25 protein-coding genes are annotated in these 24169 nt (G+C 67.9%); 11 read left to right on the top strand and 14 right to left on the bottom strand.

The genetic code is table 11. The features are described from left to right. Window positions 1-37: 37 nt before the first annotated feature. Entirely contained in the window at window positions 38-2404 is a 2367-nt protein-coding gene (locus P5703_RS20155; RefSeq protein ID WP_264884249.1) for a putative bifunctional diguanylate cyclase/phosphodiesterase, read from the bottom strand. Then, entirely contained in the window at window positions 2391-3476 is a 1086-nt protein-coding gene (locus P5703_RS20150) for an ABC transporter substrate-binding protein (protein ID WP_017244089.1), read from the bottom strand. Before P5703_RS20150 ends, P5703_RS20155 begins: the two co-directional genes overlap by 14 nt. Before the next feature lie 220 nt (window positions 3477-3696). On the opposite strand from P5703_RS20150, the gene P5703_RS20145 reads away from it, so the two are divergent. Next, on the top strand, window positions 3697-4365 hold the full coding sequence (locus tag P5703_RS20145) for a phosphoribosyltransferase (protein ID WP_013981514.1): 669 nt from the start codon (window positions 3697-3699) through the stop codon (window positions 4363-4365). Further along, on the top strand, window positions 4362-5015 hold the full coding sequence (locus tag P5703_RS20140; protein ID WP_013981515.1) for a dienelactone hydrolase family protein: 654 nt from the start codon (window positions 4362-4364) through the stop codon (window positions 5013-5015). Before P5703_RS20145 ends, P5703_RS20140 begins: the two co-directional genes overlap by 4 nt. Before the next feature lie 22 nt (window positions 5016-5037). Here the strand turns inward: P5703_RS20140 and P5703_RS20135 are convergent, their stop codons facing one another. The 4 genes from P5703_RS20135 to P5703_RS20120 all read right to left on the bottom strand — a co-directional run bounded on the left by P5703_RS20135 (window position 5038) and on the right by P5703_RS20120 (window position 9061). Beyond that, a complete protein-coding gene (locus P5703_RS20135) occupies window positions 5038-6045 on the bottom strand; it encodes an SDR family oxidoreductase (protein WP_045633745.1) in 1008 nt (335 codons plus the stop codon). Between the two features lie 93 nt (window positions 6046-6138). Further along, window positions 6139-7131: an ArsA family ATPase gene (locus tag P5703_RS20130; RefSeq protein ID WP_285589303.1), complete on the bottom strand. Its 993-nt coding sequence runs from the start codon at window positions 7129-7131 to the stop codon at window positions 6139-6141. After that, complete coding sequence (locus P5703_RS20125) at window positions 7122-7388, bottom strand: cory-CC-star protein (RefSeq protein ID WP_013981518.1); 267 nt, start codon at window positions 7386-7388, stop codon at window positions 7122-7124. Before P5703_RS20125 ends, P5703_RS20130 begins: the two co-directional genes overlap by 10 nt. After that, window positions 7385-9061: a carbon starvation CstA family protein gene (locus P5703_RS20120; RefSeq protein ID WP_011911615.1), complete on the bottom strand. Its 1677-nt coding sequence runs from the start codon at window positions 9059-9061 to the stop codon at window positions 7385-7387. The genes P5703_RS20125 and P5703_RS20120 overlap by 4 nt, the downstream gene beginning before the upstream one ends. 252 nt (window positions 9062-9313) lie before the next feature. On the opposite strand from P5703_RS20120, the gene P5703_RS20115 reads away from it, so the two are divergent. From P5703_RS20115 to P5703_RS20080, 8 genes are read left to right on the top strand one after another with little or no spacing between them, the layout of a single operon-like run. After that, entirely contained in the window at window positions 9314-9817 is a 504-nt protein-coding gene (locus tag P5703_RS20115) for a Na+/H+ antiporter subunit E (RefSeq protein WP_013981520.1), read from the top strand. Continuing rightward, window positions 9817-10068: an MrpF/PhaF family protein gene (locus P5703_RS20110; protein ID WP_013981521.1), complete on the top strand. Its 252-nt coding sequence runs from the start codon at window positions 9817-9819 to the stop codon at window positions 10066-10068. The genes P5703_RS20115 and P5703_RS20110 overlap by 1 nt, the downstream gene beginning before the upstream one ends. After that, window positions 10061-10369 carry a cation:proton antiporter gene (locus tag P5703_RS20105; protein ID WP_013981522.1) on the top strand — a complete coding sequence of 103 codons (309 nt, stop codon included), beginning with the start codon at window positions 10061-10063 and terminating at the stop codon, window positions 10367-10369. The genes P5703_RS20110 and P5703_RS20105 overlap by 8 nt, the downstream gene beginning before the upstream one ends. Next, window positions 10362-11270, top strand: a complete 909-nt coding sequence (locus tag P5703_RS20100; protein ID WP_020306798.1) for an MnhB domain-containing protein — start codon at window positions 10362-10364, stop codon at window positions 11268-11270. The genes P5703_RS20105 and P5703_RS20100 overlap by 8 nt, the downstream gene beginning before the upstream one ends. Next, the gene (locus P5703_RS20095; RefSeq protein WP_013981524.1) at window positions 11267-11548 is read left to right on the top strand and encodes an NADH-quinone oxidoreductase subunit K; all 282 of its coding nucleotides are present in this window, start codon (window positions 11267-11269) and stop codon (window positions 11546-11548) included. The genes P5703_RS20100 and P5703_RS20095 overlap by 4 nt, the downstream gene beginning before the upstream one ends. Beyond that, window positions 11545-12969, top strand: a complete 1425-nt coding sequence (locus tag P5703_RS20090) for a complex I subunit 5 family protein (RefSeq protein WP_011911619.1) — start codon at window positions 11545-11547, stop codon at window positions 12967-12969. Before P5703_RS20095 ends, P5703_RS20090 begins: the two co-directional genes overlap by 4 nt. After that, the gene (locus tag P5703_RS20085) at window positions 12966-14459 is read left to right on the top strand and encodes a complex I subunit 5 family protein (protein ID WP_285589289.1); all 1494 of its coding nucleotides are present in this window, start codon (window positions 12966-12968) and stop codon (window positions 14457-14459) included. Before P5703_RS20090 ends, P5703_RS20085 begins: the two co-directional genes overlap by 4 nt. After that, window positions 14456-16105: a complex I subunit 5 family protein gene (locus P5703_RS20080; RefSeq protein ID WP_285589285.1), complete on the top strand. Its 1650-nt coding sequence runs from the start codon at window positions 14456-14458 to the stop codon at window positions 16103-16105. The genes P5703_RS20085 and P5703_RS20080 overlap by 4 nt, the downstream gene beginning before the upstream one ends. Here P5703_RS20080 and P5703_RS20075 read toward each other — a convergent pair whose 3' ends face one another. From P5703_RS20075 to P5703_RS20040, 8 genes are all read right to left on the bottom strand, one after another. Next, window positions 16106-16549 (bottom strand): ketosteroid isomerase-related protein, encoded by a 444-nt coding sequence (locus P5703_RS20075; RefSeq protein ID WP_013981526.1) that lies wholly within the window; start codon window positions 16547-16549, stop codon window positions 16106-16108. 76 nt (window positions 16550-16625) lie between these two features. After that, window positions 16626-18023, bottom strand: coding sequence for an ATP-binding protein (locus tag P5703_RS20070; protein ID WP_279647013.1), 1398 nt, complete (start codon window positions 18021-18023; stop codon window positions 16626-16628). Then, window positions 18020-18697, bottom strand: coding sequence for a response regulator (locus P5703_RS20065; protein ID WP_011911625.1), 678 nt, complete (start codon window positions 18695-18697; stop codon window positions 18020-18022). Before P5703_RS20065 ends, P5703_RS20070 begins: the two co-directional genes overlap by 4 nt. A gap of 74 nt (window positions 18698-18771) precedes the next feature. Beyond that, complete coding sequence (locus P5703_RS20060; RefSeq protein WP_013981528.1) at window positions 18772-19377, bottom strand: outer membrane beta-barrel protein; 606 nt, start codon at window positions 19375-19377, stop codon at window positions 18772-18774. 133 nt (window positions 19378-19510) lie between these two features. Further along, window positions 19511-19921 (bottom strand): hypothetical protein, encoded by a 411-nt coding sequence (locus P5703_RS20055; protein ID WP_125885783.1) that lies wholly within the window; start codon window positions 19919-19921, stop codon window positions 19511-19513. Window positions 19922-19965: 44 nt separating this feature from the next. After that, window positions 19966-20847, bottom strand: a complete 882-nt coding sequence (locus P5703_RS20050) for a hypothetical protein (protein WP_125885782.1) — start codon at window positions 20845-20847, stop codon at window positions 19966-19968. A gap of 17 nt (window positions 20848-20864) precedes the next feature. Beyond that, complete coding sequence (locus tag P5703_RS20045; protein ID WP_125912501.1) at window positions 20865-21356, bottom strand: curli production assembly protein CsgB; 492 nt, start codon at window positions 21354-21356, stop codon at window positions 20865-20867. A 195-nt stretch (window positions 21357-21551) separates the two neighbouring features. Next, window positions 21552-22136 carry a helix-turn-helix transcriptional regulator gene (locus tag P5703_RS20040; protein ID WP_014595614.1) on the bottom strand — a complete coding sequence of 195 codons (585 nt, stop codon included), beginning with the start codon at window positions 22134-22136 and terminating at the stop codon, window positions 21552-21554. A gap of 262 nt (window positions 22137-22398) precedes the next feature. Between P5703_RS20040 and P5703_RS20035 the strand changes: the two genes are divergently transcribed. After that, on the top strand, window positions 22399-24111 hold the full coding sequence (locus P5703_RS20035) for an OPT/YSL family transporter (protein WP_125912500.1): 1713 nt from the start codon (window positions 22399-22401) through the stop codon (window positions 24109-24111). The last annotated feature ends 58 nt before the right edge of the window (window positions 24112-24169 follow it).

Here is a 24169-nt window from a genome sequence, read left to right as displayed (position 1 = left end):
TGCGATGATCGGTCGCGCAAGGGCTCGCGCGACTCGCTCATAAGGGTTGCGGCAGCACCCGCGGCGCCAGCTGTTCCAGGCGAAGTGCACCCTGGGCGCGGTTGCGCACGGCCATCCAGTCTTCCAGTGCCGGCAATGCCCGTGGCGGCGAGATCAGGTAGCCCTGGAACAGGTCGCAACCGGCCTGAAGCAGCGCCGACTGCTTCTCCATGTCATCCACGCCTTCGGCATTCACCCGCTTGCCCTGGGCATGGCAGAAGGCGACCAGGGCGCTGAGGCTGTGCTGCATGTCCGGCCGTGTCAGCCGCGTGATGATCGCCATGTCCAGCTTGATGGTGTCGGCCGGGTACTCCAGCAATTGCTGGATCGACGTGTAGCCGACGCCGAAATCGTCGATGGCGACGCGAAAGCCGGCCCGGCGAATTGCCTGCACCACGGCCATGGTGTCCTTGTTCAGCTCGGCCGCGTAGGTCTCGGTCAGCTCGATCTCGATCCTGCCCGGGGCCACCCCGTGATGGGCGGCGCGCTCGGCCAGATAGCGGCAGATGCGGTCGTCGGCCAGCTGCGCGGAGGACACGTTGATCGCCAGGATCACCTGCTCGCCGAACAGCCGCACCAGCTGCGGGTACTCGGCCAGTGCGTGGTCGATGACCCAGCTGTCGATCTTCGGGAACAGCCCGGCACGCTCGGCAATGGGGATGAACTCGGCGGGCGAGACCGTGCCCAGCACCGGCGAATGCCAGCGCAGCAGCACTTCGCAACTGACCACCGCACCGTCGCGGTTGAGTGCCGGCATGTAGACCAGCCGCAGCTGGTCGTCGCCGTCCAGTGCGCGCAGCTGGTCCTCGATCAGGCGGATTCGCTCGTTGCGCTGTTCCAGCTCGTTGCTGAATGCCACCGCCATGCACTTGCCTTCGGCCTTGGCCTGGTACATGGCGGTGTCGGCGCGGGTGAGCAGCTGGGTGATGGAGTCGGCATCGTCCGGATAGCAGGCGGTGCCGATGCTGAGGCTGACCGGGTAGGTGCGCTCCTCCAGGCGGAATCCGCCGCGGCACAGGCCGAGCAGCGCGTTGCACAGTGCGTCGAGGCCGGGCTCGGCATCGCTCAGCAGGAGGATGGCGAATTCGTCGCCGGACAGCCGGGCGAACGCCGAATAGGTGTGCGGATGCTGCTGGCGATGCCGTTCCAGCAGCGTCTGGGCGCGCTGGGCGAACAGGCGCAGCAGGGCATCGCCGGCATCGTGGCCGTGGCGGTCGTTGACCTGCTTGAAGTTGTCCAGGTCGATGAACAGCAGCGACAGGCGCTTGTCCTCCTGCAGACATTGTTCATACATGGCGTTGGCCAGCATGCCGAAGTGCGCGCGGTTGCTGATCTGCGTCAGGCTGTCGGTCCAGGAGATCTCCTGGATGCGCTGCAGCGCGGCGGTGCTGCGATCGTGCAGGGTCTTCATGTTGACCGTCAGACGGCCGATCTCGCCGCCGTCACTGGGCTCGTCGAGGGCCGCGCGTTTGCACAGCAGCAGGTCGGTGAGCTGGTCGTCCAGCTGGCTGATGGGTGTGGTGATGTAGCGGCGGATCAGCCACAGCAGCAGCCCGATGGACAGCAGGCCGATCAGCGAACCGCCCGCGAGAAAGGCCAGCCCGAGCTTTTGCAGACGCTCGGCGGTGTAGTCCGGCGCCGGCGTCAGGCGGGCGTGCAGCGAGCGCGACAGCGGAATCTCGGCGGACAGGCCGACGTCCACCGGCAACTGCTGGTCGGCGATCTCCACCGGCGCACCGTATTCGCTCTCCAGTGCCCGCTTGAGCTTGATGAATCGCTCGGGGCGTACCGCCAGCTGGATGGCGAAGGCCTCACCGCGCTGGCTCGGCAGCGGCCGGCTGCCGCTGGCCGGCAGGACGAAGTCGGTGTTGACCAGCAGCGGAGCGCCATCGGCCTGTTCGAGGTAGGTCGTCGCGCTGGAAGCCGATTGCCGGGCCTGCTGGACGATCCGTTGCTGCGAGGCATCCATCGAGCCGAACGGCGACAGGCTGCTCTCGAAGTAGTAGGCCGGCTGGCCATCGGGCTGCACGATGGCGAAGGAAACGAACGACAGTTCGGTGTTCGACAGCGAGCGAATGCTTTGCTGCAGGCGAAGCCCGAGGGTGTCGTTGCGAAAGGCGGTGTCCGACTCGCGCAGGAAGTGCAGCAACGCCTCGCTGTCGATGATCGAGTAGAGCACGCTGCGGTTGAACGCCTCGTAGTCCAGATAGGCCGACTTCAGCGCCGACAGCTGCTGCTCCAGACGCGCCTGCTTCAGGCCCAGCAGCGAGGCGCGCTGGGTCAGGTAGGCGGTGGTCGAGGCAACCAGCTGGATGATCAGAATGACCGGGAAGATCACCAGCAGCGCGCGTTTACCGAGCGTCATGGGCGTTGATCAGTGCGCTGATGATGCGCCGCCGGGTCTGCGTGCCCTCCAGCGGCCGCTCCTCGTAGACCTGGCTGCGGGCCAGGACCGCCTCTGGCGGGTAGATGGTCGCATCCGCGCGCACGTCCTCCGGCAGCAGCGCCCGGGCTGCGGCATTCGGCGTGGCGACGCCCAGGTCCTCGGCATTCAGGGCGGCGATCTCGGGTCGGTTGAGGAAGTCCAGGAAGCGGTAGGCCAGCGCCTGGTTCGGGCTGTTGCTCGGCACCGACAGGCAGTCGACCCAGAGCAGTGTGCCTTCTTCCGGCACCACGTAGCGCCAGGGCTCGCCGTGCACGCCCTCGACCGCGTTGAGCACCTGCTGGTCGCCACTGTAGGCCAGCGCCATGTCGGCGCGGTCGAGATGCCGCTGGCTGCGCAGCGCGGTGATCACGTACTCGTAGGTGAGCACTGCCTCGGATTGGCTGCGCAGCAGCTCGAACGCTGCCTTGAGCTGGTCGAGGTCAGAGGTATTGATCGAGTGGCCGAGCAGGATCAACGGGCTGGCGAGGATGTCCTCGTGGTCTTCCATCATCACGATGTGCGGCTCGTCCGGTCGCGCCGGTTTGAGCAGGTCCGCCCAGGAGCGTGGCGCCTGCTCGATGCGGTCGCTGCGATAGGCGATGCCCAGCGTGCCCCACAGGTACGGCACGGCGTAACGGCCGCAGCTGTCGCGCCAGCGCCGGGCCACATGACGCAGCGCCGGCAGGCGGGCTTGCTCGATCGGCTCCAGCAGTTTGCGCGCGCCGAAGCGCGACGAGCTGATCAGCTCGGTGAGGGCGATGTCGATCTGGTGGTCGGGTTTGGCGAGGATCTCGTCACGCTTGTCGCCGCTGTCGAAGAAGATCTGCTGGATCTCGACCCCGGTCTCGGCCTGCCAGCGCTCGATCACCGCCTCGCTGAGGTACTCCTCCCAGGTCAGCAGCGTCAGGCTTTGTGCCGCGTGCAGCGAGGTAGAGGGAAACAGCAGGCTGACGGTCATCAGCACTGCGCTGCGTACACACCAGGCGACCCGGGGTTTTTTGTTGTTCGGCATGGGCATCCTTCCGCTGGCAGAGGTCGAACCGGCCGGCGTCCCGGCATGGCTGCAGTACTGGCACTTTAATGGCGCCAGACATATGACGGCAATGCCTTTCGTCGACCGCCGCTTACGCCCCGATCGGCGGCGGTTCTGCGTTGTTTGTCGCAGCGGCCGACGGACCTCCCATTCTTGAGCCAGACTCCAATGCATTCGGCAGCGTAGCGAGGAACCGGCCATGACCCTGATGATCCCTTTCCCCGATCGAATACATGCAGGCGAGGCACTGGCCGAGCGGCTGGCGCAGGAAGGCGACTGGACCGATGCCCTGGTGCTGGCGCTGCCGCGCGGTGGTGTGCCGGTGGCGTTCGAGGTGGCGCAACGCCTGGGGCTGGAGCTGGACATTCTGGTGGTACGCAAGCTCGGCACGCCCGGCAATCGCGAGCTGGCCATGGGCGCCATTGCTAGCGGTGGTGTGCGGGTGATGAACGAGGACATCGTGCGCTACGTTCACGCCTCCAGGGCCGAGATCGACGGCACCATCGCTCAGGAGAGCCACGAGTTGCAGCGCCGCGAACAGGCTTATCGCGGTGACCGCCCGCGGCCGGTGGTCGCCGGGCGTGCGGTTATCCTGGTGGATGACGGACTGGCCACGGGCGCCACCATGCGCGCCGCGGTGAAGGCGGTGCGCCAGCTGGAGCCGTCGAGCATCACCGTGGCGGTGCCGGTGGCAGCTCCGGACAGCGTCGCGCAACTGGAGCCGCTGGCCGACCGCATCATCTGCCTGCACATGCCCCATGACCTCTATGCAATCGGCCGCTGGTACCAGAACTTCGATCAGACCCCGGACCGCCTGGTGGTCGATCTGCTGCAGCGCGCCTGGAGCCGGGGAGGGCAGCCGGCATGAGCCAGTCATCCGCGACCCCGATGCGCTTCACCCTCGGCAAGGCCCGCCTGCACGGCGACCTGTGCGTGCCGGCTGCGGCGCGTGGACTGGTGGTCTTCGTGCACGGCAGCGGCAGCAGCCGGCACAGCCCACGCAACCAGAGCGTGGCGCGCTGCTTCAACGAAATGGGCCTGGCCACCCTGCTGTTCGACCTGCTGACCAAGCACGAGCAACCCATCGACGAGATCACCCGCCAGCTGCGCTTCGACATCCCCTTGCTCAGCCAACGCCTGACGGGCGTGATCGATCAGCTGAGCAGCGATGCACAACTGCGCGAGCTGCGCATCGGCCTGTTCGGTGCGAGCACCGGTGCGGCCGCGGCGCTCACCACCGCGGCTTCCCGCCCAGCCGACATCGCGGCAGTGGTCTCGCGCGGGGGGCGCGTCGACCTGGCCGAGCCGTCGCTGGCACGAGTCCACGCCGCTTCGCTGTTCATCGTCGGCAGCCGCGACCTGGAGGTGCTGGAGCTCAATCGTGCCGCGGCGGCACGACTGCAGTGCGAGCACCAGCTGGTGGTGGTGCCCGGCGCGAGCCACCTGTTCGAGGAGCACGGCACGCTGGAAGAGGTGGCGCGCCTGGCCGGCGACTGGTTCGTGCGGCACCTGGTATAGCCGCACGCCGGCCACCGCCCGATCAGCCGCGGCGTCGCAGCAACGAGAACACCGTCAGCGCGCCCAGCGCCAGGGCGGCGGTGGTCGCCACCGGGTGTTGCGAGGCGCGGGTATACAGGCTGTGCTGCAGCACCACCCCGGGGTAGGCGCCATGGGCATGCCCGGCGCCGCCCTGGCTGCTGTCGGCTTCGTGCAGTTGGCCGCGACGGTTGGCATCCGGACGGCCGCTGACGATTGTCGGGGCGATGAAGCGGCGGCGCAGCCAGTCCACCAGGCGCGGCGCGTTCTGTTCGAGGCGGCTGAGCAGCTTGCCGTTGCCGATGTAGACGTCGCGCTGTGGGTGTTCGGCCGCATGCAGGATGGCCTGGGCGACCACCTCCGGCGCGTACACCGGCGGTGGGAAGTTCGGTGCGCTCTCCAGCTCGTTCTTCGAGTGATCCATGAACGGCGTATCGGTCGCCACCGGCCGCACCAGCGTCACCGAGACCGGAGCGCGATCCTGTTCCAGCTCCAGCCGCAGCACGTCGGTCAGCGCCTTCACCGCGTGCTTGCTGGCGCTGTAGCTGGCGTGGAAGGGCAGCGCCACCACCGACTCCAGGCTGCCTATGTTGATGATCGAGCCGCCACGTGGGCGCAGGTGCGCCGCGGCGATGCTGGAGCCATAGAAGGTGCCCCAGAAGTTGGTCTGCATGACGCGCTGGTGATCCTCGTCGCTGACGTCGCCGAGGCGACCCCAGACCGATGATCCGGCGTTGTTGATCCAGGTGTCGAAGCCGCCGAAACGCTCGATCACCTGGTCGGCAGCATGTTGCAGCTGCTCGCGCTCACCGACATCGGCCACCACGTGCATGACCCGTTCGCCGGCGCCCAGCTGTTGTTCGGTCTGCGCCAGTGCTTCCTCGTTGCGGGAGATCAGCGCCACGCGGGCGCCCTGCTCGACGGCCATGCGTGCGGTGGCCAGACCGATGCCGCTGGAGCCGCCGGTGATGACGATGACCTGTTGGTTCAGGGGTTTGAGATGCAGCTTCATGGAACCCTCCTCTCGCGCTTTGCAATGGATATGGCATGGCGTATGGAAAAGGGCGCGACGAGGCCGTTCAGTCGGTGTGACGGGCGGTCCGGGTCAGTCGGCCAGCCTGTGGGCGAAGGCCTCCAGCGCCGCTTCGCCGACCACATCACCGGGCAAAAGCGGCAGCTCCAGCAGTGGTAGCTGGCCCAGCGCCTGGCGCAGGGTGGCGAGATGCTGTTCCTCCAGGGCGTGGCGTTCAGCTAGAAAGGCGCCGGCATCGGCCGGCGAGCGCTTGTTCACCACCAGCGCGCCGACCGGCGTGCCGGCGCGCTGCAGCTGCGCATGCAGTTCGATGGTTTCCAGCACCGGCAGCCGCTCGGCGGCGAGCACGATGACGAACGCGCACTGCTGCGCATCACCGAGCACCTCGCGCAGCCGGTTGAAGCGCTCGCGGCGACGGTCGAGGATCTGGCGAATACGACTGTCGCGATCCGGCGCAGCCTCGCCATCGCCCTGGCCGAGTATGGACTGGCCGAAGCCGCGATCGTCCTGGCCGAGGTTCTTCAACACCTGGCTGAAGCGCGAGCCGCGCTCCTGCCGGCGCAGCAGGCCTTCGGTCCAGGCGCTCATCATTTCCGGCAGCGCCATCAGCCGTGCCGTGTGCCCGGACGGGGCGGTATCGAACACCAGCAGGTCGTAGTCGGCCAGGCCCTGCTCCAGCGTCTCGGCGATGCGTTCGAGCAGCGCCGCCTCGTGCATTCCAGGGGCATCGCGCGACAGCGCCATGTGCTTGTCCACTTCGCCGGCCAGGTGCGCCGGCATCAGCTTGCGCAGGGCGGCGCCGACGTCCTCGAGGTGCTGCTGCACGGTGAGTTCCGGGTCCAGCTCCAGGCCGTCCAGCCCGGCCGCCAGGCGCACCTTCTGCGGGCCCACCGGGCGCTGCCAGAGGTGCCCGAGGTTGTGTGCCGGATCGGTGGAGACCAGCAGCACGCGGCGCCCGGCCCGCGCCTGGGCGAGGGCGGTAGCGGCGGCCACGGTGGTCTTGCCGACGCCGCCCTTGCCGCCAAAGAACAGCACGCGACGCTCGGCTGCCAGCTCTAGCAGCATGCGATATGGTCCAGTGGCGAGTGCTCCATTCCCATGCGCCGGTGCCAGTCGTGGAAGCGCTCGTACAGCGCCGGCATCAGCTCCAGGGTGTACCAGGCGGCCGGGTTCGGCACGCCCAGGGTTTCGCTGAACACCAGCAGCATGAACAGGTCGTCCTCGTCGCGCCGGGCCCGGGCGAAGGTTCGCCGATAGGGCGCGACGTAGAACTCGCGCAGCCCCGCGGAAACCTTGCCGAGGATGCTCAGCGGCTCGCTCACGGCTGCGCCTCGAAGGCGCGCTCGGCCGGGTCGCGGCCCTTGCGCATGGCGATGATCGCCTCGAGGGTGACCCACAGTGCGGCGATCAGGATGATCACGTCCATGCCCAGCAGCAGCCAGTTTTCGGCGCGGTAGAACTGGCCCATCTGCACCAGCAGCGCGTAGATCGACATGGCCAGCAGGAACACCAGCGGCACCAGGGTGTACACCGGCGAGCGGCCGAGCTTGATCAGGATGACGGTGATCACCGCCAGGGTCAGGCCGGCCAGCAGCTGGTTGGTGGTACCGAACAGCGGCCAGATGACCATGCCGCCGGTGCCATCGGAGCCGGCGCCGAAGGCCAGCGCCATGCACACGCCGACGGCGATCAGCGTGCCCACCAGGGTGTTGACCTTCATTCCGGCCAGCTCGCCGGCTTCCTGGATGACGAAGCGCTGCAGGCGCAGGCCGGTGTCCATGGTGGTGCCGGCGAAGAGAATCGCCATCACTGCGAGAATGGTCCCGCCAAGCTCGGCAGGCAGGCCCAGACCGTTGGCCAGCAGCGTGCCGCCACCCTGCACGAAGGCGGTGACGCCGCCGCTGCCGAAGGCGGTGTAGACCTGCTGCCAGTCGGTCAGGGTGGCGAAGCCGGCGGTGCAGCAGATGATCGCCGCAAGTGAGAGCATGCCTTCGCCCATGGCGCCGAAGTAGCCGACGAAGCGGGCGTCGGTTTCCTTGTCCAGCTGCTTGGAGGTGGTGCCGGAGGCGACCAGGCCGTGGAAGCCGGAGATCGCGCCGCAGGCGATGGTGACGAACAGCAGCGGCACGATGCTCGGGGTATCGGCCGGCAGCTCCTGGTTGAAGGCCGGCGCCACCAGCTCCGGCGCGCCGAACAGCACCGCCAGGTAGAGCAGGCCGAGGCCGACGAACAGTTGCAGGCCGTTGATGTAGTCGCGCGGCTGCAGCAGCACCCACACCGGCAGCAGCGAGGCGATGGCGGCGTAGACGAACAGCAGCAGGATCCACAGCGACTTGGCCGACAGGCCCATGACCTCGTCCGGCAGCACGATGGGGTACTGGTTGCCGATCAGGATCAGCGCGTAGAGCACGATCACCCCGCCCAGCGAAGGCCAGAGCAGCTTCATGTTGTAGCGGTAGATCATCTGGCCGATCACCAGCGCCACCAGGATCGCGCCCCACACCGGGATCACCGAGGTCGGCGTCGACACCAGCAGGTTGGAGATCACCGCGGCAAAGGCGCCGTTGACCATCAGCAGCACGAGGAAGATCACCACCAGGAACAGACTGCGCCCGCGCGAGCCGATCAGCCGACCACTGAGCATGCCCACCGACTGGCCGCGGCTGCGGGCGCTGGCCCAGAGCGCGCCGAAGTCATGCACGCCAGCGAAGAAGATGGTGCCGAAGACCACCCAGGCGAAGGCCGGACCCCAGCCCCAGATCACCGCGATGGCCGGGCCGACGATGGGCGCGGCGCCGGCCACCGAGGTGAAGTGGTGGCCCCAGAGCACGAATTTGTTGGTCGGTACGTAGTCCACGCCGTCGCGCATGGTGTGCGCTGGCGTCCGGTAGTTGGGATCGAGCCGGTAGATTCGTTCGGCGATGAACTTGGAGTAGAAGACGTAGCCCAGCGCCATGGCGCCCAGGCCGACCAGCAACAACGCGATTGCACTCATCTGGGGATTCCTCGGCGTGCCGCCCGCCGGCGACAACGCAGTCCTGTTTGGCCCTCATGGGGTGATTGTTATGACCGGGCGTCCACGCCGCGGCCTCAGGGGACAGACCAGCGCTCGCCACGGACGTTCCGCCCGCGCGCGAGCGGGCGCGCGGGCAAGCCCAGCGGCAATCTGCTGATACAAGGCTTTTCGCCGCCGCCTGTGGACAGCGGCGAACTCTTGGCCTCGACTTGTTACAAAGATCGGACTGCCATGGAGGATGTGATGACTCAGGCCACACTGCGTCGCGGAGCCACCGACGCGCTCTTCTGGTCACTGATCTATACCGCGCTGTGGGCACTGTTCGCCGCTGGCCAGGGCTGGCTGCTGGGCGTGCCGACGGTGGCGCTGGCGGTTGCCCTGAGCCTGTGGTTGGGCCTGCGCCCGCCGGCCATGCGCCTTGGCGCGTTGCCAGGGTTTCTCACGTTCTTCCTCAGGCACATGCTGCTCGGCGGCTGGGATGTGGCGCGCCGTGCCTTGCAGCCGCGCTGCCAGCTGCAGCCGGCATGGCACCCGTATCCGCTCACCAGCCGCTCGCCACGGGTACGTCTGCTGCTGTCGGCGCTGGTCGGGCTGCTGCCCGGCACGCTGTCCTCGCGCATCGAAGGCGATCATATGCAGGTGCATGTGCTCGACGAGCGCCTGGCCTGGCAACCCACGGTCGCCGAGCTCGAACGGCGGCTCGAGCGCCTGCTGGGCGGCCTGGAGCGACGCTGATGGCCCTGTACGCGGCGTTGCTGCTGCTGACCCTGATCATCGGCCTGTGGCGCGTGCTGCGCGGACCGGGGCGGGTCGATCGGCTGCTGGTCGTGCAGCTTTTCGGTACTTCCGGCACCGCGCTGCTGCTGGTGCTGGCGCAGTGGCAGGGGGCCCCGGCGCTGCGCGATGCCGCGCTGGTGCTGGCGCTGCTGGCGGCGATGGTGAGCGCCGCGCTGGTCCAGCTGCTGCGCCGGAGCCGCCATGAATGAGCTGCTCGCCGCGCTCAGCTGGCTGCTGCTGGCCGGCGGCCTGCTGTTCTTTGCCGCGGGCAGCATCGGCCTGCTGCGTTTTCCCGACACCCTGAGCCGGCTGCACGCGCTGACCAAGGCCGACACCCTCGGTTTTGGCCTCGTGGTGGCCGGGCTCGCGCTGCGCGCCGGCAGCCTGCTGGAAGTCGCGCAAATGCTGCTGATCTGGCTGCTGGTGCTGGCCTCCGGCGCCACCGCCTGCCAGCTGCTGGCACGTCAGCGCGAAGATCAGGGCGCGGCCGGGGAGCGTGATGATGACTGACTGGCTGCTGGACGGTGTGCTCGGCCTGCTGCTGCTCGGCCTGGCCGGCGGCGCCCTGCACGTGCGCCAGCTGTATGCCGGCGTGCTGCTGTTCGTCTCGTTCGGCCTGGTTCTGGCGCTGGTATGGGCGCGCCTGGGCGCTGCCGACCTGGCCCTGGCCGAGGCCTCCATCGGTGCCGGCCTGACCGGTGTGCTGCTGTTCGCCGCGCTGGCCCGGCAGCCATTGGCAGGCAGCGAACCTCGTCTGTCCGGCCGGCGCCGCCTGGCTGCGGTGCTGGTACTGCTGCCGTTGCTGATCGTCCTGTTGCCGCAGCTCGCGCCGCTGGCCGAACAGACCTCGCGGGTGCCGATGCAGATCGATGCGGCCATGGCGCAGAGCGGCGTCGACCATCCGGTGACCGCCGTGCTGCTCAACTTCCGCGCCTGGGACACCCTGCTGGAGCTGGCGGTGCTGCTGCTGGCGCTGCTCGGCGCGCGCCAGCTCGGTCCGCTGCGCATGCAGCTGAGCGAGCCCTGGCCTCTGCTGCAGGCCTGGGGCCGAACCCTGGCACCGTTGCTGGTGCTGGCGGGCGGCTATGTGCTCTGGCGCGGCGCGGCGTCGCCGGGTGGCGCCTTCCAGGCCGGCGCCTTGCTCGCCTCCGGCATCGTCCTGCTGCGCCTGGCCGGCGCGTTGCCGGTGCTGCGCTGGAGCCAATGGCCGCTGCGGCTGCTGGTGCTGGTCGGCCTGTTGCTGTTCGTCGCGGTGGCGGCGGCCTGCGCCTGGTTCGGTGCGGGCTGGTTGCAGTATCCATCCGGCTGGGCCAAGCCGCTGATTCTCGTCATCGAAGCCGCGGCAACGCTGTCCATCGCCGCCAGCCTCAGCCTGCTGGTGATCGGCGACGAAACGGAGACCGAGCGATGAACGCCACGCTGTTCTGGATCGCCATCGGTTTCGCCCTCTGGCTGCTCGGCCTGCATGGTCTGCTGACGCTGCGTCATGCCCTGCGGCGGATCATCGCGATCAACCTGATGGGCAGTGGCGTGTTCCTGGTGATGATTGCTCTGGCGGCGCGTCATGATCCGAGCGACCCGCTGCTGGTGGCGCTGGTGGTCACCGGGCTGGTGGTGGCGGTGAGTGCCACCGCGCTGGCGCTGCGGCTGAGCAGTGCGCTGGCCGCAGCGAAGGAGCACGAGCGATGAACGCCGCGTTGGCCAGCCTGCTGCTGCCCCTGGGCGGCGGCCTGTTGCTGATCCTGCTGCGCCCGGCCCGCGGCGGGCGCTGGGTGATCGCGCTGAGCCTCGGCGCGCTGCTGGCGGCGATCATGGCGCTGCAGGTGGTGCTCGATCATGGCGAACGCAGCCTGTTCATCGGTGGCTGGGAGGCCGGGCTGGCGATTCGTTTCCGCCTGACGCCTCTGGCCGCGCTGTTGCTGGTGTTCACCGCCGGGCTGCACCTGCTGGTGGCGCTGTATGCCGCGCGCATCGCCCATGCCACCGGCAAGGCGGACTACTGGCCGCTGTCCTGCCTGCTGCATGCGGCGCTGGCGGCGCTGTGGCTGTCGGCCGATCTGTTCAACCTCTACGTGACCCTGGAACTGCTCAGTCTGGTGGCCGTGGCGCTGGTGTCGCTGGCCGGGCGCAAAGCCTGGAAGCCGGCGCTGAACTATCTGCTGCTGTCGCTGGCTGGCTCGCTGGCCTACCTGCTCGGTGTGGCGCTGCTCTACGGGCGCTACGGGCTGCTCGATCTGGCCCTGCTGGCGCGCCTGAGCGAGGCCGACGGCGCGACCCATCTGGCGCTGCTGCTGATGAGCGTGGGGCTGATGCTCAAGGCCGCGCTCTGGCCGTTGCACCTGTGGTTGCCGCCGGCCCACGCCGCGGCGCCGACAGCGGTCAGCGCGCTGCTTTCGGCGCTGGTGGTCAAGGGGCCGCTGTACATCCTCTGGCTGATCTGGAGCGAGATTGCCCCGGCTGAATTCGGCCGCGACGCCGGCCTGCTGTTCGGCACTGCCGGGGTGCTGGCGCTGGTCGCCGGTGGCTGGTCGGCGCTGCGCGCGCCGCGGCTGAAGACGCTGGTGGCCTATTCCACGGTTGCCCAGCTGGGCTATGCGCTGCTGGCCCTCGGCCTGCTGTTGCATCTGCCCGAGCCGCGGCTGCATGCGGCGCTGTGGCTGTTCGTGCTGGCCCATGGGCTGGCCAAGGTGTCGATGTTTCTTGCCGCTGGCGAGTTGCAGACCATTCTCGGCAGCAAGCGGGTCAAGGGCATGAAGGGCGCCAGTCAGAACGTGCCGATCGCCCTGGCCGCGTTCGCCGTGGCCGGCGGCAGCCTGGTGGGCCTGCCGCCCAGCGGCGGCTTTCTGGCCAAATGGTTGCTGCTGCAGCCGCTGTTCGAACAGCCGCAGCACTGGCCGTGGGCGCTGGGCGTGCTGTTCGGCACGCTGATGTCGGCCGCCTACGTATTCCGTGTAGTGGCCCATGGCTTCGATCGCGCGCGGCCCAATCCGCCGAGCATCCATCCCGATCGCCTGGCGCAGTGGCTGGCGCTGCTGCCGGCGTTGCTGGTCTGGGGGTTGGCGCTGATCAGCGAGCCGCTGCTGCTCTGGCTCGGGGGGCTCGGACGATGAACTGGCACGGCCTGCTGCCGCTCGGCATCGTACTCAGCTCGCTATTGCCGGGCCTGGTGATCTTCGCCCTGCGCGAGGACCAGCAGCGCCTGCGGGTCACGCTCAACCTGCTCGGCGTGACGCTCAAGCTGCTGCTGGTGGGTGGCATGCTCTACGGCGTCAGCCAGGGCAGCGAGTATCGTTTCAGTGTGCCGCTGCTGCCAGGCGCACCGCTGGTGCTGCAGGCCGATGCGTTGTCACTGCTGTTCGTCGCGCTGTCCTCGCTGCTCTGGGCGGCCACCACCATCTACGCCATCGGCTACCTGGAAAACTCGCCGCTGCGCTCGCGCTTCTTCGGCTATTTCAGCCTGTGCGTCAGCGCCACTGTGGGCCTGGCGCTGGCGGGCAACCTGGTCAGCTTTCTGCTGTTCTACGAGCTGCTGACCCTGGCCACGTTCCCGCTGGTGGTGCACCGCGGCACGCCGGAGTCGCTGACCGCCGGGCGCGTCTACCTGGCCTATACGGTGGGCGGCGGCACGCTGGTGCTGATGGGTGTGGGGCTGCTGCACAGCCTGGCCGGCACGCCGGATTTCCAGGCCGCCGGCTATCTGCTGGAGCAGGTCGACGAGCACGAGGTGCCGCTGCAGGTGGCCTTCGTCCTGCTGATTCTCGGGCTTGGGGTGAAGGCCGCGCTGATCCCGCTGCATGGCTGGCTGCCGCAGGCGATGGTCGCGCCGGCGCCGGTCAGCGCGCTGCTGCATGCGGTGGCGGTGGTGAAGGCGGGGGCGTTCGGTATCGTGCGGGTGGTCTATGACGTCTTTGGTGCCGAAGCGCTGACCCGGCTGGATCTCACCAGGCCGCTGTGGCTGGCCGCGGCCACCATCCTCTACGGCTCGCTGCGCGCCTTGCAGCAGCAGGAGCTGAAGAAGCGCCTGGCCTACTCGACCATCAGTCAGGTGTCCTACGTGACCCTCGGCGTCGCGCTGCTCGGACCGATCGCCGCGGTGGGCGGCCTGGTGCATCTGGTGCATCAGGGGCTGATGAAGGTGACGCTGTTCTATTGTGCGGGCAACTTCGCCGAAACCCTGGGGATTCACCGCATCCGCGAGATGGATGGCGTTGGCCGACGGATGCCCTGGACCATGGCGGCGTTCTCCATCGGTGCGCTGGGCATGATCGGCATTCCGCCAATCGCCGGCTTCATCAGCAAGTGGACGCTGGGCCTCGGCGCGCTGGAGGTCGGGCAGGACTGGGTGCTGCTGGTGCTGCTCGGCTCCGCGCTGCTCAACGCTGCCTACTTCCTGCCGCTGCTGTGGCGCGGCTGGTTCGCCGAGCCGGCCGACTGGCACGAGGACCGTTGGGCCGGCGAGCGCTTCGAGACTCACTGGATGCTGCTGCTACCGCCCCTGCTCACCGCGCTGCTGTCGCTGCTGGTCGGGTTGCTGGCAGCCACGGCGCTCAGCCCGCTGGGCTGGAGCCAGTTGATCGTCGAGCGGGAGTTCGCCATATGAGCGCCTGGCTCTGGCTGCTGGTGCCCTTCGCTCCGCTGCTGGGTGCGGCGCTGCTGCCATGGCTGCGCGAACGCGCCCTGCCATGGCTGTGGCTGAGCGGCCTGCCGGCGCTGCTGGCCGCGCTGCAACCGCCGGTGGCGCTGGAGCTGCCCTGGCTGTGGGAGGGGGTGCGCTGGGGCACGGACGATGTCCTGACGCGCGCCTGGCTGGGCTTTTCCGCCGTGCTCTGGACCTGCGCGGCGATCTTCGCCAGCAGCAGCCTGGGCAACGGGGCGGGGCGATTGCGCTTCTGGATGTTCTGGCAGCTGGCCGTGGCCGGCAATCTGCTGCTGATCATCGCCACCGATGCGCTGAGTTTCTACCTCGGCTTCAGTGCCATGAGCCTGTCCGCCTACGGACTGATCGTCCATCGCGGTGGGCCGGGGCCACGGCGAGCGGGGCGGCTGTACCTGCAACTGGCGATCTGCGGCGAAATGCTGCTGCTCGCCGGGCTGCTGTTGCGCACTCACGCCGCCGACCAGGCCTTCGACTTCGCCAGCTGGCAGGCGCAACCGATCGATCATCTGACCCTGGCCCTGCTGCTGCTCGGCCTCGGTCTGAAGGCCGGCTTCTGGCCGCTGCACGTCTGGCTGCCGCTGGCCCACCCCGAGGCGCCGGCGCCGGCCAGCGCGGTGCTCTCCGGGGCGATGCTCAAGGCCGGCATTCTCGGCATCTGGCGCTGCGTGCCGGAGACCGACCCGACGCTGACCGCCTGGAGCATGCCGTTGCTCCTGATCGGCCTGTTCGGTGCGCTCTATGCCGCGGCGCTGGGACTCTGTGCCGGCAAGCCCAAGGCCGTGCTGGCCTGGTCGTCGGTGAGCCAGATGGGCTGGCTGCTGATGGTCCTGGCGCTGGCCTGGAGCCTCGAGGCGCCGCCCCCCGCGCTGCTCACGCTGCTGGTGCTGTTCGGCGTACATCACGGGTTGGCCAAGGGTGCGCTGTTCCTGGCCGCCGGGATGGTGCACGAGGGGCGCCTGCCACGCCCGGGCTGGCTGCTGCTGGTCCTGCCGGCGCTGGCGATCATGGGGGCGCCGCTGACCAGCGGGGCGGCGGTGAAATACCTGTTCAAGGACGCCCTGCACGACAGCCTTTTCGCCGCCTGGGCGCCCTGGCTGACGCTGGCCAGCTTCGCCACCGCGCTGTTGCTGTTGCGCGCGCTCTGGCTGATGTGGCGCGATCAGCAGCCTGCCAGCGCACCACCGGCGGCCGGGCAATGGCTGCCCTGGGCGCTGCTCAGCCTGGCGTCGGTGGCGCTGCCATGGATGTGGTCGGCCCTGCGCGAGCCGTTGCTGGCGGGGTTGTATCCGGCTGGCCTGTGGGCAGCGCTGTGGCCATTGTTGCTGGCCGTCGTGCTGGCGGGGCTGGCCTGGCGGCGCCAGTGGCGTGTGCCGGCGCGCCTGGCCCGGCTGCCGAATCCGGCACTGTCGGCTTCGCTGGCGCTGACCCGGCTGCTGCGGCAGCCGCCATTGCCCGAGCCGTCGGTCCGCCTCGATGGGAGCCGCTGGCGACAGCGTGAACGGCGCTGGAATCGCCGCTGGGAAGGCGGCGCGCTGACCCTCAGCGCCTGGCTGCTGGTGCTGTTGCTCTGGCTGGGCTGGTGGTGGTGATCAGGGCAACGCCTTGTCGGCGTAGGGGCGGGTATCCAGGCCCAGCTGGGCGCGGAAGCTTTCCATGTCGAACATGGTGCAGATCTCCTGCACCTGCTGCGTCGGGGTGATGGTCCAGAACGCCATGGCGGAGATGCTCAGCACCTTGTCGCTGGGCGGGTAGCCGAACGCCGCATGCTCGATGGTGCCGATCAGCGTGCTCCAGGTGACCACCCGGTTGCCTTCGGCGATGCATTCTTCGACCACCACTTCCAGCTCCGGCATGGCGTGACGGATCTGCCGGACCATGTCGAGAAACTCGGCACTGACCAGCGGCCGGCCGATAAAGGAGCTCTTGTAGAGAAAATCCTTGCTGTGGAGATGCTCGGCGAGCGCCAGGTGCCCGCGGTTCCAGGTCAGGTCGATGTGCTGACGGACGAGTTTCTTGCGGTCATCCAGTGACATGCGCGTTCCATGAGGCTGCGGGTGGCTCGGTAGCGAACTCTAGCAGCGGTCGGGACGCAACGGGAGTGCCGTTCGTTCAGTCGGCGCGCAGCCGTACCTGGAAAGCCGCGCCGCCCAGGGGCGACTCGCCCAGGCTGAGTTCGCCGCCGTAGCTGTCGAGGATGTCCTTGACGACGGCCAGGCCGATGCCCTGGCCGGGATGCTGGGCGTCGAGGCGTTCGCCGCGACGGATGATCCGTGCGCGCTGGTCCACCGGCACGCCGGGGCCGTCGTCCTCGATGCCTAGCAGCAGGTCGCCGTCATGCGTGCGAGCGCTGATGCGGATCTGCCCAAGGCACAGCCGGTAGGCGTTTTCCAGCAGGTTGCCGAGCAGCTCCATCAGCGCGCCCTGTTCCATCGGTACGACACAGGGCTCGACCAGCTGAGCGTCGATCTGCACGCGCTTGTCGCGATAGACCTTGTCCAGCGTGCTGCACAGGCTGTCGAGCAACGGCCGCAGTTCGACCCGGTGGCGCACCAGGCCGCTCTTGCCGAGGCTGGCACGCTGCAGCTGATAGCCGATCTGCTGGCTCATGCGCTCGATCTGCGCCTGCATCACGTGCGCCTGCTCGCGGCTCTGGCTCTGCGCCGAGAGCGTCTCGCCGACGCCCTGCAGCACGCTGAGCGGGGTTTTCAGGCTGTGCGCCAGATCGCCTAGGGAGTTGCGGTACTGCTCGCGCTGGCGACGTTCGCTGTCCAGCAGGCGGTTCAGCGAGCGGGTCAGGCGCAGCAGTTCGCGCGGGTGGTCGTCGCTCAGACGCTCGCGCTGCCCGGCTTCGACCTGGTCGAGTTCGGCGCTGACCCGCTTGAGCGTGCGAAAGCCCCAGGTCAGGCCTAGCCAGAGCAGGGCCAGCAGCACCAGCAGACCGCTGCCCAGCCAGAGATAGAGCTGCCGGCGAAATTCCTCGAACAGGCTGAGGTACTCGCTGGTCGGCTGCATGGTGACGAAGCTGAAGGCGTTGTCGCGGCTGCCGGCCAGGTGCAGTTCCACGTCGTAGACGAAGTACTCCACGCCATCGGCATCGCGCACCCGCAGGAATTCGGTGGCGCCGCCCTCATAGCGCGGACGGTAGTCGATGCGTTCGTCGGCAGCCGAGCGGGAATGCCAGATCAGCTCGCCGCGGCGGTCGTAGATGAAGCCGAGCAGCTGTGCATCCGGCAGGTCGAACTCCTCGTCCGGCAGCCGCTCGGGCATCTGCAGCCGGCCGCCTTCGACCTGGGCGGCGGTGATCAGGGTGCTGGCATCGGCCGCCAGGCGCTGTTCGATGACCTTCTCGAAGGTCAGGCTGAAGGCGCCCTGCAGTGCGGGCAGCAGCGCCAGCATGAACAGCGCGGCCAGGCTCGCGGCGCCGAGCATCAGCCGCAGGCGCAGCGACATGGCGCCGGTCAGGCGGGTTCGCACGCGCGCCTGCAGCCGGCGCCAGCGTCGGCTCATCGGCAGCGCTCGGTGAACAGATAGCCGAGGCCGCGTACGGTTTCGATGGGTTTCATCGCGCACTGCGCCTCGAGCTTGCGACGTAGCCGTCCGACCAGCACCTCGATCACGTTTGGATCGCGCTCCTCGTCGCCGCTGTAGAGCTGCTCCATCAGCCGCTCCTTGGCCACCACCTGCTGCTGATGACGCATCAGGTACTCGAGGATGCGGTATTCGTAGGCGGTCAGCGCCAGCGGCTCGCCGTTGGCTGTGGCCTGTTTGCGGTTGAGGTCCAGCAGCAGCGGGCCGGCTTCGATGGTGGCCTGGGTGAAGCCGCTGGAACGGCGCAGCAGGGCGTTCAGCCGGGCTTCCAGTTCCTCGAACTGGAACGGCTTGACCACATAGTCATCGGCGCCGGCCGCCAGCCCCTCGACCTTGTCCTGCCAGTTGCCGCGGGCTGTGAGGATCAGGATCGGAAAGGTCTTGCCGCGGCTGCGCAGCTGGCGGATCAGGTCCAGCCCGCTGATGCCCGGCAGGCCGAGGTCGATGACGGCAAGGTCATGATTGAATTCGTGGGTCTGATACAGCGCTTCTTCGGCATTGGGCACGGCATCGACGATATGCCCGCTTTCACCGAGCCGCGTCTGCAAGTGGTGACGCAGCAGCGCCTCGTCTTCCACCACCAGCACTTTCATGTTTTGTGCTCCCAGTGCAAAAAACGGCCGGGTTCGTCCCGGCCGTCGTTCGACATTCTGTCAGCGAAACGCCATCAGAAGTGATAGTTCAGACCCAGGTAGGCCTGCTTGCTGCTGTGCACGTCGATCGAGCCCAGCTTGCCGACCCCTCGCTCGGAGACCTCGGTTCCGGCGTTGCTGCGCAGGTAGCGGTAACCGGCTTCCACCGAGGTGTTGTCGCCGAGCTTCTGCAGGATACCGGCCTGCAGGCCGACCAGGTAGCCGATGTCGGTGTCACGGCTGTAGCCCTTGGACTCGTTCTCCAGCTTGGTCAGACCGGCGCTCGCACCGCCGAACAGGCGGGTGGTGTCGCCCAGCGGGACGAACATGTCGTAGCTGCCGATCAGGTTCTGCTGACGCAGCTTGAGGCTGCTGCCGTAGTCGTCCGAAACGTTCTCGTAGGTCATGTAGTAGCGGCCTTCGTCGGTCATCTGACCGGCGCGCACGCCCCAGGTGCCGCTGTTCTTGATCACGTCATCGAAGCGGTTCTTGCCGTCCATGTTCTGCTTCAGCGAGCTGGAACGGTCGGTATTGACGGTGCTTTCGCCCCAGGTGAAACCGGCGAAGTTCTCGGCGGCATGGGTGCCGAGGCTGAAGATGCCGAAGGTGGTGGCGATGGCCAGGGTGCTGAGTTTTTTCATCGGTGACTCCTTTTCAGGCAGCGGGATACTGACGGCCCCTAGCCTGAACGGGTATCACTGAACCCAGACTGAACCTTGCCTGAACCTGCGCTGAACGGATGCCCCATGGGCTGCCATTGGTCGGTCGCGACCTTCAGGCCAGCTGTTGCGGCTGGTCCGGATCGGGCTCTTCGTCGCTGTCGCCGCCGCGCGGCGGATAGCGCTCGAGCAGCGGCGGCTGCTCCTGATCATCGATCCACCACTGCAGTTCGGCCTCCACGGCGGTATCGGCGGCGATGCCGAGCCGGTTGCGCAGCGGGCACTGTTCGCTTTCGCCGGCAGTCAGGCTGCCGCTCTGGGTGGTCTGGCCCGTGCCGGCGGTGCCACTGGAGCGGACCTTGAGACGGTAGCGGACCTGCTGGCCGCTGCCCTTGAAGCATAGCGAGAGCGTCAGTCGTTGCTCGGCGGCGGCGGGCTGCAGGTCGAGGCGGACCTGCACCGGAGCGTCGGTTGTCGCGGCGGCGGCGGCCGCCAGCAGCCAGGGGACGAGGGTCATGACGAGCATCCTTGTGGTTCCTGCGAGCCGGTCCGTGGCCTTGGATGATGGTACTACTGCTGGATGATGGTGGCGCTGTTGCCGGTGCCGCTCTGATGAATCGTCGCGACGCCCGGCAGGCGCGTGTTGTCGTTCGCCGGGAAGCCCTGGCGAATCATCGCCTCGTTGGCGCTGCCCAGCTGCGTGATGGTGGCCTGATGGCCCCAATTGCCCTGCTCGATGCTGGCCAGGTTGTCGTCGCCGTTCTGGGTCACCGATGCACGGTTCGAAGCAAAACGCTGATCGATGTCCACGCTGTTGCGGTTGCCGGTGGACGAGCCGCTGATGACGCCGCCATAGCCGTTCTGGTCGACGGTCAGGCGGTTGTCGTCACCGCTCTGGGTGAAGCTCAGTTCGTTGTGGTAGTCGCCTTGGCGGATGTCGGCGTCGTTGTAGTTGCCATCCTGCACGAGCGCCAGGCGATTGCCGTCACCCTGCGCGATCTCGGCCTGGTTGCTCACGCCGTCCTGGCTGACGCTCAGCCGCGAACCTTCGTAGTAGGTCTGCTGGCTGAAGCTGAGCGAGTTGTTGTCACCGCGCTGGGTGATCTCGGCCACGGCGAAGCCGGTCTGGCTGCCGCTGAGCTGGTTGCCGTCACCGGTGCTGCTGGCGGTCAGGGTGTTGGCTCGCCAGGTCTGCTCCAGTGAGGCGACGTTGAGGTTGCCGGTCTGCTGCAGATTGGCGACGTTGAAATGGCTTTCGCCAACCTGGGTGACACTGGCGTCATTGAAGTCGCCCACTTGGCTGACGGCGATGTCGCTGGATTGCATCAGGCCGATCTGCTGGAGCACGGCGACATTGCCGGTACCCGTCTGCTCCAGCTCGGTGCTGTTCTGCGCCATGACCTGGGTGGCGCCGAAGGCGAGCAAGGTAGCGATTGCTGCGGGTTTCAACATGCGATTCTCCATGGCCTCTAGCGGCCCTGCACGATATTGATCTGCTGGCCGTAGCCATATTGCGTGACGGTGCTGCGCAGGCCGTCGCCGACCTGTTCGATACGCGCGTCGTTGTAGGCGCCGTACTGGCTGATGCTGGCCTGGTTGTCGCTGCCGGTCTGGCGGATCTCGGCGTAATTGCCGTGGCCGACCTGTTCGATGACGGCCAGCAGGTCTTCCCCGTGCTGCAGGATAAAGGCTTCCTGGTCGCTGCCCTGTTGCAGCACCTGGGCGCTGAGCGCCTGACCGTTCTGCCGCAGTTCGGCCAGGTTGCCCTGACCCAGCTGCTGCAGATAGGCCTGCTGCGCACCTGCCGCCTGTGTCAGTCGGGACGGTGCGGCGCCGAGCGGGATGCCGCCCGGCGCGAGGTCGCCGTTGTCCATCATGTCGGCAGCGAGCAGCGGGGAGCCGATCAGGCTGAGGATCAGGGCCAGCAGCAGTGCGGCGCGGGGCGGAGAGCAAAGGGTCATTGGTAGATACCGGATGACAGTGGAGGCGATTCTTGAACGCCGCGCGCGACCTTGGATATCCATCGGATGATGTAAAAGTCCGCCTGGATAACGCGTTTCATGGATTAATCCCAGCGGTGCCATGGAGCTCCACTCAGCTCGAGCGCGCCCCGGCAATGCCGCCTGCTCGGCGTGCGCTGCCGGGGCGGCCCGCGCTCAGACGCTGCAGGACTTGTCCCAGTCCAGATGGCTGCGCAGCAGGTAGGCCGCCTCGGCGCGGTTGGAGGCGCCGATCTTGCGCAGCAGGTTGTGGATATGACTCTTGATCGTGTGCGGGCTGAGGCACAGCTGCTCGGCGATCTCGGCATTGGACAGGCCCTTGCCGGCAAGGCTGAGGATTTCCCGCTCGCGCAGCGTCAGGCTGGTCTTGCTTTCCGCCAGCTGGCGCATGCGCCGCCACTGGCCCAGTAGCCGCTCGGTGAGCACCCGCGGCAGCCAGTCGCCGCCCTTGAGCAAAACGCGAATGCCTTCGAGCAGGTGTTCGCGGGTGGCGTGGCTGTAGAACACCCCGCGGATGACCGGGTGTTTCTCCACCAGCTGTTCGGCCTGTTCCGGGACGATGTTCACCAGTGCCACCGGGGTGTGGTCGTCCAGTTGGTCGATCAGGCTGGAAATCTGTTCGGCCTCGCTGTGGCCGGCGTCCACCAGAAACAGATCGGCATCATGCTGCTCCGGCGGTTCCAGGCCGGCGAGGGAGACTTCGACCTGGGCCTGTTCGCCGAGGAAGTGGCGGAAGAACAAGCCAAGCAGTTCGTTGCCGGTTAATAGCGTGACGGTTGGGGATGTGTTGCCCCGCGTAAGATCCGCGTCCATGTTCGGTACCTAGTCAGTCGGGCGTAATCGTTTAAAAAGCTACTAAACGACCAGCACCTTGCAGCGAAGTTCAGCCCAGAGATGGCGAACGGGCACTATCCGGCCAGCAGGTGCGCAACCTGGCCCAGAGACGGGCGAGCCGCCGGTAAGGCCGCGCGTTTTTGCACGGAACGGCTGCTAAGGTAGCTGCATGAGCCAAACCTCTGCTGCCGTTTCACCTCGCGAACTCAGCGCACGCGCTCTGGCGACCGGGTTGTTGCTGGGGGCGCTGCTGGCGCCATCGAATGTCTACTCGGGCCTCAAGATCGGCTGGTCGTTCAATATGTCGATCATTGCGCTGCTGGTCGGCTTCGCCTTCTGGCAGGGCATCGCCAGGGCATTCGGGCGCCCGCGCTGGTCGTTGCTGGAGAGCAACATCAACCAGACCACCGCCTCGTCCTGCGCTTCGATCATCTCCGGCGGGCTGGTGGCGCCGATTCCCGCCTACACGCTGCTCACCGGTCAGCAGCTGGACAGCCTGGCGCTGATGGCCTGGGTGTTCTCGGTGAGCTTTCTCGGCATCTGGGTGGCCTGGTACCTGCGCCCGGGGCTGATCGCCGGCTCCGGGCTGCGCTTTCCCGAAGGGATGGCGACGCTGGCCACCCTGCAGCAGATCTACAGCCAGGGTGCCGAAGCCGGGCGCCGGTTGTGGGTGCTCGGCAGCGCTGCGCTGCTCGCCGCCGGCACCAAACTGATCGATACCTTCTTCTGGAGCCTGCCGCGCTGGGCACCCTCGGCGCAGCTCGAGCGACTGACCTTCACCTTCGAGCCGTCGCTGCTGCTGGTGGGCTTCGGTGGCATTGTCGGCCTGCGCGTCGGCTTGTCGTTGCTGCTCGGCGCACTGCTGGCGTGGGGGCTGCTGGCGCCCTGGCTGCTTGCCGAGGGTCTGGTGCGCCTGCCAGCCGCTGCCACGGGTCCGCAGTTCGCCACGCTGATCGAGTGGCTGCTGTGGCCCGGGGTCAGCCTGATGGTCTGCGCCACGCTGACCTCGCTGGGGCTGCGCCTGCTGCGTTCGCGCACGGCGACACGGCGCGGCTCACCCCGGTGGCGTCTACAGGGCTGGCCGGCCGCTGGCCTGGCGCTGGCGATCACGCTGGTGGTGGTGCTGCAGATCAGCCTGTTCGGCATCGCCCCGGCGCTGGCCTTGCTTTCGATCCCGCTGGCGCTGCTGCTGGCGATGGTCGCCGCGCGAGTGGTCGGCGCTACCGGGATTCCACCGATTGGCGCAATCGGGCAGCTGTCGCAGCTTGGCTTCGGCGTGTTCGCACCCGGGCAGGTGCCGGTCAACCTGATGAGCGCCAACACCGCCGGCGGCGCGGCCGGGCAGTGCACCGACCTGCTCAATGATTTCAAGGTCGGGCACGCCATCGGTGCCACGCCGGCGCGCCAGGCGGTGGCGCAATGCGTCGGCATCCTGCTCGGCAGTGTGGTGGGGGTGCTGGCCTATCAGCTGCTTATCCCGGACCCGCAGGCGATGCTGATCACCCCCGAGTGGCCGGCGCCGGCGGTGGCGACCTGGAAAGCGGTGGCCGAAGCGCTGACCGGCGGGTTGGGTGCGCTGGCGGTCGATGTGCGCTGGGCGATGCTGGTCGGCGCGCTCTGCGGGGTCCTGCTGGGTGCGCTGGAAGGTCTGTTGCCGGAGGCGCAGTTGCGCTGGCTGCCAAGTTCGGCAGCGCTCGGCCTGGCGTTCATCATTCCCGCTTCGATCTCGCTGCTGATGACCTTCGGCGCCGTGCTCGCCTGGGCCTTCACCTCGCGCTGGCGCAGTCTCGGCGAGCGTTTCGTGATCGTCGCCGCCGCGGGGCTGGTGGCCGGCGAAAGTATGGCGGGCGTCGGTGCATCGCTCTGGCAATTGCTGCGCTGATTTAGCGAAACGCCTGAATTAAAGCGCCGCGTGGTCGGTCGTACCCCTTGTACTCATC

It is taken from the genome of Stutzerimonas sp. FeSN7, from assembly GCF_030263795.1.
Taxonomy (GTDB): Bacteria; Pseudomonadota; Gammaproteobacteria; order Pseudomonadales; family Pseudomonadaceae; genus Stutzerimonas; species Stutzerimonas stutzeri.
Note: the sequence above shows the minus strand (reverse complement) of the source record. Positions and strands in the feature narration are given on the sequence as shown.